Genomic DNA, 16,698 nt, shown 5'->3' on the forward strand with positions numbered 1-16,698 from the left:
GCTCAACTTTGCTGTGCCCCGGTGCGTTCCCCCAACATCATCATCAGTCTCTCACAAGCTCAAGCCCGCGAATAGAGGGCTTTTTTTCTTGTTATAATCTCGGACTAGCCGTCTTCTCCATCCTAAGTAAGACAAAAAAATGAAAGTTTGGAAATGAACTCCGCAAACTTGCGTAAAGATTAGGCTTCAGATGATATGCTATGCTGAAAGCGTTATCAGGAGTGGACATCATTAGCACCCTTATGAATGGAGGAGAATGTTTGTACAACTTTAAAAGAGGCTTATCCGCATGGATGGCTGCCGTACTCTCTGTCAGCCTGATCCTCGGGTCCGGAGCGTCCGGTTCGGGACAAGCGGAAGCCGCAGCGGCGCCTTCCGGATCGAAATTCGACTTCGGATCGGATACAAGTCCGGTGGCGGCGGGCTATACCCGGGTTTCCAACACCATGATTTACAGTGCGGCACGGGGTTACGGGTTGGACAAGACGGTGAATAACCGGGATCGGGGCACCTCGGATCCGCTGCTGCGTGATTTTGTACTTGCATCCGATTTTGCTTTCATGGTCGACTTGCCCAATGGGGAATATTCCGTTCGCGTCATCGCAGGGGATGATATCGCCTCTAACAAAACCGAGGTGAAGATCGAGGGTGTCTCCTACGGCACCTTGACCTCGTCCACCGGCAATTATGCCGAGCTGACCAAGACGATCCAGCTAAACGACGGACAAATGACCTTCCAGTTTAGCAAGGACGGCCGGGTCAATGCGATTGAAATCACACCACAGAAGGCGCCGACCGGACTAACCGTAACCTCCGTAACGTATGCGCCGAATCCTTCGGTGGGGCTCGTATGGGATGCCGTTTATGGCGCGTCTAGCTACAACATTTATAGACAAACAGATGGCGGTACGGACTTTACCCAATTGGGGTCTACTGTTGAGCCGGCTTATACGGATACAACGGTTCAACTCGGCGGGACCTATCAATACAAGGTCACACAGATGATGCTGCAAAATATCGAATCCGCAGCCAGCGCACCCGTGACCGTAACGATTCGTGATGCCTCTGTTCCGGTACCTGCTGCGCCTACAGGCCTAACCATAACTGATTCCACGAAAACGAGTTTGACGCTTCGTTGGAACTCTGTACCTTCTGCGCTGCAATATCGGGTACTTCGTTCCCTAACCCCCGAGGGACCGTTTACCGAAGTGGGGACGGTATCAGCGGCAGGGTATACGGATCAGGACGTATTTACGACGGTACCTTACTATTATCAGGTAAAAGCAGTCAGCCTGGGCGGAATGTCCGGACCGTCGGAGGTGCTTGCCGTACCGGCCATGACGAAGCTGACACGTCAGATGGAGACGCTGGACCGCAGTCCGGTTGCCGTGAAGGTTGACGGCGGCGTCTACGCGGGTTGGAGGCTTTTCGGAACCGATGCCAAGGATATTGCCTTCAATCTGTATCGGAATGGCATAAGGATTAACCAGGAGCCGATTACCGGAAGCACGAATTATTTGGATGCCGATGGAACGGCAGACTCCGCCTACGAAGTCCGTGCTATACGTAATGGAACGGAAGATTCATACGGCGAGACCTTCCAGGTATGGGGCCAAAATTATATGGATGTCCCGCTCCAAAAGCCGGCTGACGGCGTCACTCCTGCCGGAGAGGCATACACCTATCGCGCCAACGATGCAAGCGTCGGCGATCTTGACGGCGACGGCAAGCTCGAGCTGGTAGTGAAATGGGATCCTTCCAATTCCAAGGATAATTCCCAGTCCGGTTATACCGGCAACGTGTACTTGGATGCTTACAAGCTGGACGGGACCAAGCTATGGCGAATCGATCTCGGACGCAATATCCGCGCCGGGGCCCATTATACGCAGTTCATGGTATATGATTTGGACGGAGACGGCAAAGCCGAGGTCGCTTTTAAGACGGCTGACGGCACCGTTGACGGCACGGGTCAAGTGATAGGGAATGCGGGCGCGGATTACCGCAATTCCAGCGGGTATATTTTGAGCGGCCCGGAATTTTTAACTATTTTTAACGGCCAGACCGGGCAGGCATTGTTCACAACAGATTACGATCCGCCGAGAGGCAATGTCTCCAGCTGGGGGGACAATTATGGGAACCGGGTGGACCGCTTCCTGGCAGCCGTTGCCTATCTGGATGGAGAACGGCCGAGCCTCGTCATGGCAAGAGGCTATTACACACGCACCGTGCTGGTTGCTTACAACTGGCGCGACGGCAAGCTGACCAAGCTGTGGAAGTTCGATACGAACGATCCGGGCAACTCTTCCTACACCGGGCAGGGCAATCATAATCTGTCCGTTGCGGACGTAGATCAAGACGGCAAGGATGAAATCACTTACGGCGCTATGGCCATTGACGACAACGGAACGGTCTTGTATTCGACCGGGCTGGGTCACGGGGATGCGATGCATCTAGGCGATTTGGATCCGAGCCGCCCGGGAATGGAGTATTTCGGCGTCCACGAGGAATATCCGAATCCGGCGGGTATCGAGTTCCGCGATGCGAAGACCGGCAAGCTGATATGGGGCGTTCCTACGAATTACGATGTAGGCAGAGGCATGTCCGCCGACATCGACCCCCGTTATCTAGGGGAGGAGATGTGGACTTCCGGAGAGTCCGGCGGCGTGTACACTACAACCGGTCAGAAAATCAGCACCTCCGTGCCGTCGATCAATTATGGCATCTGGTGGGACGGGGACTTGCTGCGCGAGCTGCTGGATCACAAATGGAGCGATCCGATCGGCGTCGGCAAAATCGATAAATGGGATTATACCGTCAATAAGTCCGTCAATGTGTTGATGGCCACCGGTACGAATTCGAATAATACGACCAAGGGCAATCCTTCTCTTCAGGCCGATTTGTTCGGAGACTGGAGGGAGGAAGCGGTCTGGCGTACGGAAGACAGCAGCGCGCTGCGGATTTACACGACGACCGATGTGACCTCTCATCGATTGTACACCCTAATGGATGATCCGGAGTACCGATTAGCCGTCGCTTGGCAAAACGTCGCGTATAATCAGCCTCCGCACCCGAGCTTCTATCTGGGTGAAGGTATGTCGGAGCCGCCTGTTCCATCGATTCAGCGCATTCCGTTGAAGGTGGTGGCCATTTCCGTAACGGCGCCGGCCTATGAAGTCGAAGCAGGCCGCAGCCTCCAGCTCCGGGCGCAAGTATTGCCTGCAGCCGCTGAGAATAAGTCGGTAGCATGGAGCGTACAATCGCAGGACGGTACACCTTCGACGATTGCATCCATTGATGCGAACGGCGTGCTGCGAGCTATTGCGCCGGGAACGGTTCAAGTGAAAGCGGCAGCCACCGATGGATCCGGGATCGTTGGAAGTGCAGCCGTTACGATCGTTATTCCTGACGGCCCTGCAGCGGGAGCTCCCGCCAAAGGCGTCCTGTCCAGCGATAACGGGCATGATACGGGTATTTTGGACGGCAGCTACAAGATTACGATGAACGTATGGTGGGGAAATAACGGCACTATTTACAAGCTTTACGAGAATGACCGTCTGATTGAAATCAAGACGCTTTCCGATCAAACGCCGAATGCCCAAGCCGTTACGAGCACGATCACAGGCAAGCCGAACGGAACTTACCGATATACATGCGAGCTGATCAATCGGCAGGGTACGACCCCGTGCGATCCGATTTCCGTACAGGTGACCCAAGCTAATCCGGGCAAAGCGGTGCTATCCCATAACAATTGGGACGGCGACGGCAGCTATGACATCCAAATGAATATGTGGTGGGGGACGAATGCGACCACCTACAAGCTGTACGAGAACAATGTGCTTATCGATACCCAGACTCTTAAGAGCGCTACCCCCGCAGCCCAAGCGGCGGTAACGAAAATTCAAGGCCGCAGCGCCGGAACGTACGAGTACATCGCGGAGCTGAGCAACGATGCGGGCACGTCCCGCTCGGAGGCCATCAAGGTCAAGGTTTCCCCGTAGAAACCCGACTAGAAGAAGCTTAGATCAAAAGCAAATGCTTGATCGCTTTTGGCTAAGCTTCTTTTTTACCACATAGGAAAGTTTAAGTTCGGTAAAGCGATAAAGCGTATCGAAGATCTTTTCTTTTGGCGATAAAAACACCTCGCTTTACGAAGCGAGTTTTGCTAAAGCAAAACTTTAAGGTCGCACATCCTCGAAGTACTCCGATAGGAGTTTTTCTCATTTTCAAACCAAGGAGGAGAACGACAAAATCCCTGCTTTTTTGCGTACAAATAGGCTATAATTATGTCTGAATCGACCATGATGCACGGCAGCGGTTGCCGTATGATGAATATAAGGGCTGCATACAATGGGGAGAGCCCATGAAGTCTGTTTCCGCAAGAACAACGTGACTGATGCTTTCGAAGGAAGGTTTACTTTGTAAGACTTGAAGGAGGTTTTCCCATGGAAAGACAGTTGCACAGCAGCCAATTTATTAAAGAGCAGTCGTTTCCATTCTGGATCCGGCGTTTTTTTCACGACCATGATCATGTTCCGCTGCTGCACGGCCACGACTTTGTCGAGCTGGTCTATGTTGTGCGGGGAGAGGCGCAGCATGTATTCGAGGGTAATTTCTACGACATCCGTTCGGGGGACGTATTCATCATCAATCCGGGCGAGGTGCATACATACAGCATTAATCCCGGCAAAGAGATCGAAATCATCAACTGCCTGTTCATGTCGGATCTGATCCAGGGCAATTGGTTGCAGGATTTAGGCGTTACCCAGTCGATGGACTATTATTACGTGCATCCTTTTCTGGATAAAAAAGAGCGCTTTCATCGCTGCCTGAACTTAAACGGGCATGATGCGACGCGCACCCAGTTTTTGCTGGAGACGATCATTCATGAATTTGAGAACCAGCAGCCGGGCTATGAACCGCTCATTCGGCTCCAGATGGTGGAGCTGCTCATCTTGCTGTCCCGTGCTTACCGGCAGGCCGAGGGCCAGAGCGGCAGAGAGCATGTTCGCAGCAGCGCGAAGCAGCTGCTTGTCCGGCGCATTTGCGGTTATTTGGAGCGCAATTTCGATAAAAAGATCAGCATTCCGGACCTGTGTGAGCTGTATAGTATAAGCTCCCGGCAATTGAACCGGATTTTCAAGGAATCGCTCGGGATGACTGTCGTCGATATGATTCACCGCATTCGTATCGAACGGGCAAAGCACCTGCTGCTTGAGACAGACGAGAAGGTGATCACAGTTGCTGGGCGTGTCGGATACGAGGACCCGGCGTTTTTCAGCCGCTTGTTTCACCGTGAGGTGGGCTGTTCGCCCGGCAAATACCGGGAATCGACCTGAGAGAAACCGGGGGGAGTCCTATGCGTATGCGTCATTGGAATGACCGGATGCTGAAGACGAAAATGTTCATTTCGTTCTCCGTCGTCTCCTTGTTCATCGTAGGAATCACCTGCTGCATCTTTTATTACAAAAACACGAACGACAGCAAAGCGCAAACGTTCTCTTTATCGAACATTATTTCCAAGCAATTTTCCGAAATGATAGATCTGTACATGCAAAACGTCGAAGAGCTATCGCTTGCGATCTCTATCGATCCTTCCATTCAGAGTATCCTGTTCGACTTCTACAAGGAGTCGGATCCAATCAAAAAAGAGGTCGTAGGCTACAAGCTCAATCCGATCCTGTTCAATTTCTCCTATCCGAAGCCTTACGTGCAGAGCATATCCATCTATTCGTTGGATAGCCACCTGTATCAATACTCGAAGCTGGTTGACCCGAGGCCGAGAATGCTATTGACACTGGATCAGCTGCAGCAATTCAAAAGCACGCTTAACAGCAATGCCTTTGTTATTATGCCGGTTGACGAGGACGATCAGCATAGGGAGAAGGCGGTGTCGTTCGTCCGCAAAATTACGAAAATCCCCACCCAGACGATCATAGGCTTTGTGAATATTCACATCAATGTCAACGCTTTCAAGATGGTGCTGGCCAATACCAATGCCAATGAGCTGGAGCACTCAATGCATGTGCTGATTGTGAACGACGAAGGCAGAATCATCTATGAGAACGGAAGCAGCGGCAGCACAGGCGGCGAGCAGCGGTTTGAGTTCGACCGGACTGCCTCCAAAGGCGAGCTGCGCTGGAAGCAAACCGATTTTTTGTATACGGCCGTAAAATCCGGCTATACCGGGTGGCATACCGTGATTCTCATCCCGAAGGATGTACTGCTGCTTAAACAAAAGCGGATTCAAGATATCGTCCTGCTAGTAGGCGTCCTCACTATGCTGCTTATTGCAGCGGTTTCCTATGTGCTATCCCATCACATCACATTGCCCTTAAACAAACTGATGCGGAATATGTCCAGAGTCGAGCTGGGCGATTTCAGCCATAGAATGGAGTACGCCGGACGCAACGAGCTCGGGAAGCTGAGCCGGATGTATAACCATATGCTGGACAGCATCTCCCGGTTAATCCATGAAGCGTACGAGTCGAAGCTGGCGGAGAAGAACGCACAGCTGTCGGCCCTGCATGCGCAAACGAACCCTCACTTTTTATACAACACCCTAAACATCATGAAATCGATCAGCCGCCTAAGAGGCATTGAGGAGGTAGCCGATATATCCGAGTCGCTTGCCGGCTTGTTCCAATACAGTATGAAAAATATCCATCAGCCGGTAACGCTGCAGGAGGAAATCGACCATATACGCAACTATTTTACGATTCAGCAGCACCGGTTCGGGAACCGGATCCAGCTGCAATGCGATATTCCTGAGCATTTGCTCCAGGCGTCAGTTTTGAAGCTAACCGTACAGCCATTGGTGGAGAACGCGTTTAACCACGGGCTGCGCAAGGTGAAATCGGGAGGCTGCATTACGCTCCATGCGGCGGAATCCAAGGGTGTGCTCACTCTTACACTTCACGATAACGGGGAGGGGATTCCGGAGAAGACGATGGCTGAGCTGCAGCGGGCTTTCCTAATGTCCAATGCGCTGAATCCTTATAAGGGCGAAGCCCATGGTATCGGCTTGTTGAACATTCGCCAACGAATTCAGCTCTTTTACGGTAAGGAGTACGGGCTGCACATAACCAGTTCATCGGGAAAAGGAACCTCCGTCTCCTTGACGCTGCCGTACCGGACCGACCTCAAGGAAAGCCATAAAGCCAGGGAGGCTACTTTATGAATATTTTTGTAGTGGAGGACGAACGCTGGGCATTGGCGGAGCTTGTGCAGCTGCTCTCCAGTTATGAGCCGGCGCACCGTATTATTGCTTTTGACAATGGAGATGATGCATTGGCTGCAGCGGAAAGTACCCGTCCGGATTTGGTGCTGACGGATATTAACATGCCCGGGATTGACGGACTGGAGCTGATCGAGCAGCTGACGAGGCTGGACTCGACGATCAAATGTATGATCCTGAGCGTTCACGATGAATTTGAATACGCCCGCCAGAGCATGCGGTACGGTGTCGGCGATTATTTGCTGAAGCCCGTGAAGAAAGAGGCATTGTATCAAGCGGTGGACAAAGCGATTGCGGTTATAGAGGAGGAGAACAGACGGAGGGAGGCCTGGTTTCACGGCAGTATTGCCCGAATGCTGTTAGCTGAGGAGACCGGAGGCGCGGAATCGGCCATTGAACGGGAAGTCAATCGTCAACGGTATGTCCTGCTGCTGCTAACCCTGGATAAGGGGGGACAGCAGGTATCAAGTCGGGAAGACAGAGACTACGGAGGGGGCTTCGATGCGGATAGGTACAAACGGGAGCTAGCAGACGTCGTCCCGCCTGCCGTTAAGATTCATGGTGTCGAGCTGGATAAACGGCACACGGTTTTGCTGATTCCCGTGAGCTCCTCCGCTGAAGAAGACAGGATACAGCACGCTGTATCGCGCATAGCCAATGGAATGAAGGGACTATGTACGGAGCATCCGTTGTGTGTACATACAGGGCTTGCGTTAAAGAAAGAAAATCAGCCGCTTCGCGGAGTATATCTTCAGCTGAAGAAGTGTGTGGAGGAGCAGGCGGTCTTCGGAATATCGACTTATGTAACGTTAGGGAAAAAGCGGGAAGATGCGGATCTCTCAAGCATCTGGGACAAGGTGCGGATTATGGAGGTTCACTACAAGAAAGGCGAGCTTCAAAAGGGACAACGAACCCTCGAGCTCATTAATGCAGATCTGTGCCAAAAACAGGTGACGAAACGGCAGCTGAGGCTGTTCGTCCAGGATATGCTGTTCTCGCTAAAGTATCGGCTGCTGTCCACAGGCAGCGGGGTCGTGAGCCTTAACGATTTGCAGGAGAATTTGAAGCATTTGAACGAATGTGCGGGTTATGACGAGCTGACCGTCTGGCTGAAGGAGAAGCTGCTTGACCTGTATTTCGGAAGGGACAGCTGCGACAGGAATCCGAAGGAGCTTGTGCCTTTACTGCTTCAGTACATTCATGCGCATTATCAGGAGAACATCTCGCTTCAGCAATTCGCAGTCGATCATCATATCAGCATGGGTTATATGTCCCGCATGTTCAAGAGCCAGACCGGCACAACCTTCTCCGACTATATTGCCGCTTACCGTATTCAAAAGGCGAAGGAGCTGCTGAGCGGTGGCATCGATCGGCTGCAGGTGGTCAGCCAGCTTGTCGGCTATGAAGACACGAAGCATTTCAGCACCTTATTCAAGAAATTCGTAGGTCAAACCCCCATAATGTACGCCAAAGAGCATTCCTCCGACCAATAGGAAAAATTCCCCCCGTGAATCCGTACAATTCACATGTATTCACGTGCGTTGAAACCCTTTTACAATACAGATACAGCAAAGCCAAACCACGTGATAACAAAAGGGTCAAAGGCGAACGAGCCGGTAAAAAAGGAGGAACACAAATGAAACGATCCTCAATGTTAACGGTTATTACTTATGCTGCTCTTGTTTCAATGCTGGCAGCAGGGTGCAGCTCGACAAGTCAACCGACAGGCGGTACCGGGCAAGCTCCGAACGGAGGTGCAGCTTCATCCGGAGGGGCCAAATCAGGAGAGCCGACTACGCTCACGCTTCTGATCGGCTCAACAGGGACCCCGTATCCCGCAACCCAGGCGGTAGCGGCGGAGGCGGAGAAAAAGCTGAATATCAAAATCAAGTTTGATATTAAGCCGGACGGCACCGAAGGGGACAACCTGGTGAAGACGCGCCTCGCAACAGGTGAGATGGCGGATATTTTGTACTACAATTCCGGCTCGCTGCTTCAGGCGCTGAACCCTGAAGAGAACTTCGTCGACTTGTCCAAGGAGCCCTACATGGCAAATTTGCTCGATTCTTATAAGGAGACCGTGACCTCCAACGGGAAAGTGTTCGGTGTGCCGGGAGGCTCCTCCAATGTCGGCGGCATTTTGTACAACAAGAAAGTATATGCAGAGCTCGGCCTTACCGTTCCAAAAACATGGGCTGAGTTCATAGCGAACAGCGACAAGATCAAGGCAGCGGGGAAAACGGCCGTCATCGGCTCGTATAAAACCACTTGGACCTCCCAGCTGTTCGTTCTTGCCAATCAATACAATGTACAGTCGCAAGTACCGACGTTCGCCAAGGATTATACGGAGAATAAAGCCAAGTATGCCACGACTCCCGCGGCGCTTCGCGGCTTTGAGATGACCTCCGAGGTGTTCAAGAAGGGGTATTACAATAAGGACTTCCTCGCTACCACTTACGATACGGGCTTAAAAATGCTTGCCGAAGGCACCGGCGTCCAATACCCGATGCTGACCAGCGCAATCGACGCCCTGGCACAAAACTATCCCGATAAAGTCAAGGATATCGGTGTATTCCCGATTCCGAGCGACAACGCCAGCTTGAACGGCTTCACCGTATGGATGCCGAGCTCTTACTATATTAATAAGAAAAGCAAGAACATTGATGCGGCCAAAAAGTTCGTCGAGTTCCTCATCTCTCCGGAAGGGCAGAAAGCCTATATGTCCAAGAGTAAAGCGAACGGCCCTTATGTCGTCAAAGGGATTCAGGTGCCGGACGACGCGTTCCAAGCGGTCAAGGATATGCAGACTTACTTCGATAACGGTAAGACGCTCCCTGCGCTGGAGTTCATCTCTCCGGTCAAAGGGCCGAATCTGGAGAGTATCTTGATCGAGGTAGGAACAGGACAGAAATCGGCTGCGGACGGAGCCGCCGACTATGATAAAGATGTTCGGAAGCAGGCGCAGCAGCTCAATTTGCCGGGCTGGTAACAGCTACACCAGTCAGTTCTGGCAGTTCCCGATGCGCTGCTTCCGATGAACCGATGATGCTATGCCGGCCCTGCAGGTGTCCTGCAGGGCCGATTCCATCCGTAGATAAGAGGGAGGGAACCTGATGACACTGAGTCAAAAGAAAATGTATTCGTACTTGTTCTTGCTTCCAGCAGGTATTATTTACTTCGTGTTTTATCTGCTTCCGACGATCATGTCGCTATTTTTCAGTCTGACCCGGTGGACGCTGACCAAATGGCAGTTTATAGGCTTGGACAACTACGTCATGTTCTTCGAAGAGTCTTCGCTGAAAATCGGCTTCAAAAATACGCTGATCTTTGCTGTCGTCACGTGCGCGCTCAAGGTGATCCTCGCACTGCTGCTCGCTACGCTTCTGACTTCGTCCATTTGGTTTAAGGACTATTTCCGGTCGATGGTATTTTTCCCGACCTTGTTAAGTACGATTGCCGTCGGCATCGCCTTCAGCACGATGATGCACCCGACGCAAGGGGTTATCAACACCGCTCTTGCCGCCTTTGGCATTAACGGTCCGGACTGGCTGGGCAATACCAAGCTCGCGCTGATATCGGTCGCGCTGGTTGACGTATGGAAGGGCGTCGGTATTGCGACGGTCATCTATATTGCCGGCATTATGTCCATTCCGCAGCATTATTACGAGGCGTTGAAAATAGACGGCGGGAACGCCTTCCGCGCCTTTTGGCATATCACGCTGCCGCTCAGCAGACCTGCAATGAATTCCGTCATTATATTGGCCTTCATCGGCGGCTTGCGCACGTTTGACTTGATCTGGGCGATGACGAAGGGCGGGCCGGGCTTCGCATCCGACCTTATTGCCTCGATTATTTATAAGCAGTATCAGGCGGGCTTTTACGGACTTGCGACGGCAGGCAATGTCATTTTGTTCATCGCCATTTCGGTCCTTGCGTTTCCGCTATACATGTTCTTGAACCGAAGAGAGGTGGACCTGTGAACCGGATCGTGCAAAAAACACTGGTCAGCGCTATTTTGCTGGTGTTGTCTACCGTCATCTTCTGGGTGCCGTTCTATTTTGTGATCATCAATTCCTTTAAATCTCCTACCAAAGCGGCCGATATGAATATGGCTTGGCCGGATTCGTTCCATATCATTGAAAACTACCAAGCGGTGCTGGCGGCAGCGGATCATATGCTGGTTCGCGCATTTTACAACAGCACGCTCCTGACTGTCTTGTCGATTGCGGGGCTGGTGCTGGTCAGCTCTTTGGCGGGCTTCGTGCTGCAGCGGAGAGAGAAGGGCAGGGGGGCAGCCACCTTAAACTTTCTCGTGTTGGCCGGGCTGATGATTCCGCCTGCCGTCGTCCCGACGATCTGGGTATTGAACTCCATCGGGCTGTTCAAGACGCTTCCGGGGCTCACCTTGGTCGAAATCGCACTGCATTTCCCTTTTTGCGCCATCCTGTACAAAGCGTTCACGGCGACGATACCGCGGGACATCGACGAAAGCGCGTTTATCGACGGGTGCGGCGGGTTCAAGCTGTTTACTCATATTATTTTTCCGCTGTTAAAGCCGGTTACTTCCACGATTGTCATCATTCAATCGGTCAGCGTGTTTAACGATTTCGTCAATCCGCTCTATTTTTTGCCGGGCTCCGAGAACGCTACCGTGCAGCTCACTCTCTATAATTTTATGAGCATGTACATAACTTCATGGAATTTGCTATTCGCTGATGTGGTGCTGATCTCGATACCGCCGTTAATTTTATTCCTCTTCTTCAATAAAAAAATTGTCGCAGGGATGACCGCAGGCTCTGTCAAAGGATAGGCTGCCGTCCCTTTTCGTCCGCATCGACCATGCGAATGGCGCAATGCACAATGAAGCCGCTTGGAGCGCGAAGTACAATAAGGGCAAGAAGAAAGTTTTCTTACGAAAACTCAGGTTGTTGAGAAACCTTGTATTTTCGAAATGTTTGTAATAGGTAGGTGGGGATATACCTCGGAGGAGTTTACGTCCGCCTTTGAAACCTGTGAAAATACCGCTAATTCTAATCAGATTCATAGGTTTCAACAGCGGCTGGAGAGGTATACCCCACTGGAGTATACAATCAAATTTCGATTTCCTTTAGTTTCACAACAAGCTCAGTTTTGTACACAAAACTCAAGCTATGCTTACGAAGAAAGTTTTCTTACGAAAACTCTTAGGAGGAAAGTACATGGAAAGCTCCAGCGGTAGTGTACTTTGGTTTACGGGCCTTTCGGGCGCGGGAAAAACAACTACGGCAAATCAGCTGAACGAAAGGCTCACGAATGCCGGACGCAAGGTCGAGATGCTGGACGGGGACGTCATCCGCACGACGATAGGCAGCGGGTTGGGCTTCAGCAGGGAAGACAGGATGGAGAACATACGGCGTATCGCGTTTGTAGCGAATTTGTTGTCCCGCAACGGGATTGACGTCCTCGTATCCGCCATCACGCCTTATCGGGAGATGCGCGAGTATTTGCGCGAGCATGTCAAAGAATATGTGGAAATATATGTAAAATGTTCTCTTGAGCAATGCGAAGCCCGGGACGTGAAGGGTCTGTATGCGAAGGCAAGACGCAACGAGATTCAACAATTCACAGGCATATCCGATGTGTACGAGGAACCGGAGCAAGCGGACCTTGTCATCGATACTCAGCATCAGCCGGTCGAGGCGAATGCTGCCCTGATCATGGATTGGCTTAGATGCAAGCGATGGGGAGCAGCCGAGAAGCTTGAAGAGAAGCTGGAACAGCAGCCGCAGCCGTTGATGAGTCCGGTGAAGGAGAGCTTGAATCAAGAAAGAAACCGTTGGCAGGAGGGTGCCGCCGGATGAAAATCATCATGATTTCGCTGGATACATTGCGTGCGGATCGCCTCGGCTGTTACGGGTATACCAAGCCGACCAGTCCGCACATAGACAGGATCGCTTCGGAAGGCGTACTTATGGAGCGTGCGTACGCAGCAGATATTCCTACCGAGGTGGCGCATACCGCTATTTTTACAGGAAAAATCGGCTTGACGACCGGCGTCGTATCGCACGGCTCAGATCTCTCGTACTTGCCTAAATCGGTGGAATGGCTGCCCTCCAAGCTGAAAGCCGCAGGCTTCAAGACTTGTGCGGTAGATAATTTATACAATCTGAAGGAATGGTTCGCCCGAGGCTACCAATGCTATCTGAACAGCTCGGGGAAAAAGCGGTGGATTGACGGACGCACCGTCAACGATTTGGCGCTGCCCTGGATCAGGGAGCATAAGGACGACGATTTCTTCTTGTTTCTCCATTACTGGGATGCGCATACGCCTTATTTGCCGCCGGAGTCCTACATTGAGCCTTTTTATGATAAGAACAGGGACCCCTACAAAGACGGCGGGTCCGGTATGTCACGGGCTTATGAGCACCCGGCGTACCCGTTCTTCAAGCATCATCATTACAAGCTGCTCGGGCCAATTACGGATGTGGAGTATATGAACGCGCTGTACGATGCCGAGATCCGTTATCTGGACGACATGCTGCGGGAGCTGGACGAAACCCTCGAGCAGCTTGGGATCAAAGAAGACACGCTGCTCGTGCTGTTCGGCGATCACGGGGAGAGCTTGACCGAGCATGACATCTATTGGGATCATTGCGGGTTATATGAGCCGACGGTCCATGTGCCGGTCATCCTGAGATGGCCGGGGCATATTCCGGAAGCCGTGCGTGTGCAAGGCTTCGTCCAGCATGCGGACCTGCTGCCGACCCTTTTGGAAGCGGCGGCACAATCCGCTCCGTCCGGGCTGGATCTATCGGCGCTTAGAGTGCCGGAGGGGATTGACGGACACAGTCTTTGGCCCTCCATCAGAGGAGAGAGCAGCGGGACGATGGAGGAAGTGTTCTTGAGCGAATGCGCGTGGCAGGCAGCGAGAGCCATCCGGACCGAGCGCTATAAGCTGATCCGCTATTATGACCCGGGCATTTTTCAGCGTCCGGTTACGGAATTGTACGATTTGCTCGAGGATCCGGAGGAGCTGGTGAATTTGGCCGATTCAGAGCCTGAGACGGCGGAGGAGCTGGAATACAAGCTGAACCAATGGATTGCCCGCAAGCTGGCCGGCAGACCGGATCCGATGCTGAAGCAGATCCAGGATAGTCAGCTGCCGTTTCGCCGGCGAATCGAATCAATTCTTGGCACCGTAGGCTTAACGTGGGAAAGCTGGATCCAAAATCCCCGCAGGGAACGCTATGACGCGCTGGATCACTCCCACACGGGTCACAGTTTATAGAGTAGATCGTTGTTCCGCCCGGAATTTGACTCAATCGACCCTAAGGTTGTCGCAATCGGCAATGTTATCATTTTCCAGGCGGATTATGATAGGTACAGCATCGTGGTTCACGGCTCACAAGGCAAGGCTTCGTACATTCAAATCGAAAGGTGGTGCAGTCCCAGCTTGCAGCCGTTGCATTCGGAGCAGGCGGAGGGACGCAAACGAATGGCTTTGAAAATCGGGATTGTCGGAATGAACGGGATCGGCATGCGACATGCGGAATGCTACGCATCGGATCCGCTGGGGCAAGTGGTCGCAGTATGTGATGTCGTGAAGGAAAGAGCCGATAAGGCGGCTGAAAAGTATGGTGTCAGAGCCTACTACCGGCTGGAGGACATGCTGCAGCAGGAGCCGGAGCTGGATATCGTCGATGTGACGACCGGCGGGATAGATAACGGAAGCTGGCATTTCGAGCCGGCGATGCAGGCCATAGCCGCAGGGAAGCATGTATTGATCGAGAAGCCGCTTGCAAACGATATTCACGAAGGAAGAGAGCTGGTCCGCTTCGCAGCGGAGAAGAAGGTTACGCTCGGCTGCAACCTGAATCATTACTTCTCCCAGCCGGCGGAACGTGCAAGGCAGTATATGGACTCCGGAGATATAGGGGAGACGGTCTACTGTCTGGCGAAGATGGGCTTCAACGGCGGAGAAGAGATGTATTCGGCCCCGAAGTCTCCGAAGGATAAAGGCCAGCCTTATTTTCATATGAAAGCGTTCTTAACACATCCATTTAGCGTAATGAGATATTATTGCGGCGATATCACGCATATCCAGACGTTCTCCAACCAGGCGGGATTCCGCAAGAGCGCCGGGGATATTACGGTTTCGATCAACAGCATCCACGTGAAATTCGCGAGCGGTGCCTCCGGTTATCTGCTCAGCCAAAGAGGCGACGCCACTTATGGTCTGGGCGGCTGGTGGAGCATGGAGGTCGGCGGGACCAAAGGAACGTTCTGCATCGAAAACTGCGTGGAAAAAGTCTCCTACTGGCGGGCTCAAAAGGGCGTACCGGTTATTGGAGCCCATCCTCAGCCAGAGGTCACTTCATCCGGTGTTACGGAGTTCAACTCGACCTTCAACAACCGGCTGCATGCCTTCCTCGAGGATATTACGAACGGGGTTCCGCGGGAGCATATCCGGGCGTCAGGCAGAGATGCGCTGGCCGTTCTGGAGTACACATATGCCGTCATTGAATCATACGAACAAGGCGGGGCGGTAGTAAGACCTCATCCGCTGCCGGCATTCCACGGCGATCCGTTGGCGATGAAGTAAGAGCCGGCTGCTTCTAACATAATAAGAAACTAAGGGAGTGTAATCCATAATGATTAAGCTTGGTGTGAACTCGGTACTGTTCAAGGAATTCGATTTTGCCGATGCAGCCCGGCATATTGCGCTTAGCGGGTATGACGGCTTAGAGATATCGGCGATTCAGGGCATGTGCGAGCATCTGGATCTTGCCCGTTGGAAGTCCCAAGCGGCGGAGCTTCGGTCGATTGTTCAAGATAACGGCATCAGCTTCCTGTCGATGGAGTTCGGCAGCGTCAAGGACGAAGAGCGTCTCTTGACCGCCTTCGAAGCGGCAGCGGAGATCGGCATTCCCATCGTCAATATCGGACCGGGCGGCAAAACCGGTGTAGAAGAGGACGTGCAGCGCTCGATCGACCAGCTGCAGCGCATGTCGGAGAAGGCAGCGGCCTTAGGCGTTACGCTATGCGTCAAGGCTCATATCGGTCAGGCGATTCATGACACTCCGACGACATTAAGAGCCATGTCGGAAGTGACTTCATCGGCGTTCGGCATCGACATGGACCCGAGCCATATTTACCGGGCTAACGAAAATCCGGAGGATGCGCTGCCGGCCGTCATCAGTCGCGTGAAGCACGTCCATATCCGGGATTGCAAAGGACGCGAGCAAGGGCCGGGCCCGATCGAGCTGCAGGCTTGCGGACGCGGAGATATTAACCTGTTCGCCTACTGCAAAGCGATGGTCGATAACGCGTACGACGGGCCTGTCGTACTGGAAGTGATCGGTGCGAAGCCGGAGCATTCGCTGGCGCAGGTGTCTATTATCGCCGCAGAAACGTACGGATATTTGAACGCATGCTTGAAGCAGCTCGGGGCCAGGTAGTCCCCGAAGAAACCCGAACCCAAATGG

The 16,698-nt window shown here is 52.6% G+C and carries 11 protein-coding genes; all 11 read left to right on the forward strand.

Annotation, left to right across the window (positions count from 1 at the left end; genetic code table 11):
* Nucleotides 1–260: 260 nt before the first annotated feature.
* The 11 genes from DVH26_RS37100 (at nt 261) to DVH26_RS16815 (ending at nt 16,671) form a co-directional block, all read left to right on the forward strand.
* Nucleotides 261–3,998 carry a rhamnogalacturonan lyase family protein gene (locus tag DVH26_RS37100; RefSeq protein WP_345774063.1) on the forward strand — a complete coding sequence of 1,246 codons (3,738 nt, stop codon included), beginning with the start codon at nt 261–263 and terminating at the stop codon, nt 3,996–3,998.
* A 444-nt stretch (nt 3,999–4,442) separates the two neighbouring features.
* On the forward strand, nt 4,443–5,336 hold the full coding sequence (locus tag DVH26_RS16770) for an AraC family transcriptional regulator (RefSeq protein ID WP_239634910.1): 894 nt from the start codon (nt 4,443–4,445) through the stop codon (nt 5,334–5,336).
* Nucleotides 5,337–5,362: 26 nt separating this feature from the next.
* Complete coding sequence (locus DVH26_RS16775) at nt 5,363–7,177, forward strand: sensor histidine kinase (protein ID WP_239634911.1); 1,815 nt, start codon at nt 5,363–5,365, stop codon at nt 7,175–7,177.
* Entirely contained in the window at nt 7,174–8,727 is a 1,554-nt protein-coding gene (locus tag DVH26_RS16780; protein WP_239634912.1) for a response regulator transcription factor, read from the forward strand. Before DVH26_RS16775 ends, DVH26_RS16780 begins: the two co-directional genes overlap by 4 nt.
* A 143-nt stretch (nt 8,728–8,870) precedes the next feature.
* Complete coding sequence (locus tag DVH26_RS16785; RefSeq protein ID WP_239634913.1) at nt 8,871–10,223, forward strand: ABC transporter substrate-binding protein; 1,353 nt, start codon at nt 8,871–8,873, stop codon at nt 10,221–10,223.
* Nucleotides 10,224–10,347: 124 nt separating this feature from the next.
* Entirely contained in the window at nt 10,348–11,214 is an 867-nt protein-coding gene (locus DVH26_RS16790) for a carbohydrate ABC transporter permease (RefSeq protein WP_239634914.1), read from the forward strand.
* Nucleotides 11,211–12,044, forward strand: coding sequence for a carbohydrate ABC transporter permease (locus DVH26_RS16795; RefSeq protein WP_239634915.1), 834 nt, complete (start codon nt 11,211–11,213; stop codon nt 12,042–12,044). Before DVH26_RS16790 ends, DVH26_RS16795 begins: the two co-directional genes overlap by 4 nt.
* 388 nt (nt 12,045–12,432) lie before the next feature.
* Nucleotides 12,433–13,074 (forward strand): adenylyl-sulfate kinase, encoded by a 642-nt coding sequence (gene cysC / locus DVH26_RS16800; RefSeq protein ID WP_239634916.1) that lies wholly within the window; start codon nt 12,433–12,435, stop codon nt 13,072–13,074.
* Nucleotides 13,071–14,501 carry a sulfatase family protein gene (locus DVH26_RS16805; RefSeq protein ID WP_239634917.1) on the forward strand — a complete coding sequence of 477 codons (1,431 nt, stop codon included), beginning with the start codon at nt 13,071–13,073 and terminating at the stop codon, nt 14,499–14,501. Before cysC ends, DVH26_RS16805 begins: the two co-directional genes overlap by 4 nt.
* A gap of 165 nt (nt 14,502–14,666) precedes the next feature.
* Nucleotides 14,667–15,815, forward strand: coding sequence for a Gfo/Idh/MocA family protein (locus DVH26_RS16810; protein ID WP_239634918.1), 1,149 nt, complete (start codon nt 14,667–14,669; stop codon nt 15,813–15,815).
* A gap of 49 nt (nt 15,816–15,864) precedes the next feature.
* Nucleotides 15,865–16,671, forward strand: a complete 807-nt coding sequence (locus DVH26_RS16815) for a sugar phosphate isomerase/epimerase family protein (protein WP_239634919.1) — start codon at nt 15,865–15,867, stop codon at nt 16,669–16,671.
* The last annotated feature ends 27 nt before the right edge of the window (nt 16,672–16,698 follow it).

Origin of the sequence: Paenibacillus sp. H1-7, assembly GCF_022354825.1 — a bacterium.
Classification (GTDB): Bacteria; Bacillota; Bacilli; order Paenibacillales; family NBRC-103111; genus Paenibacillus_S.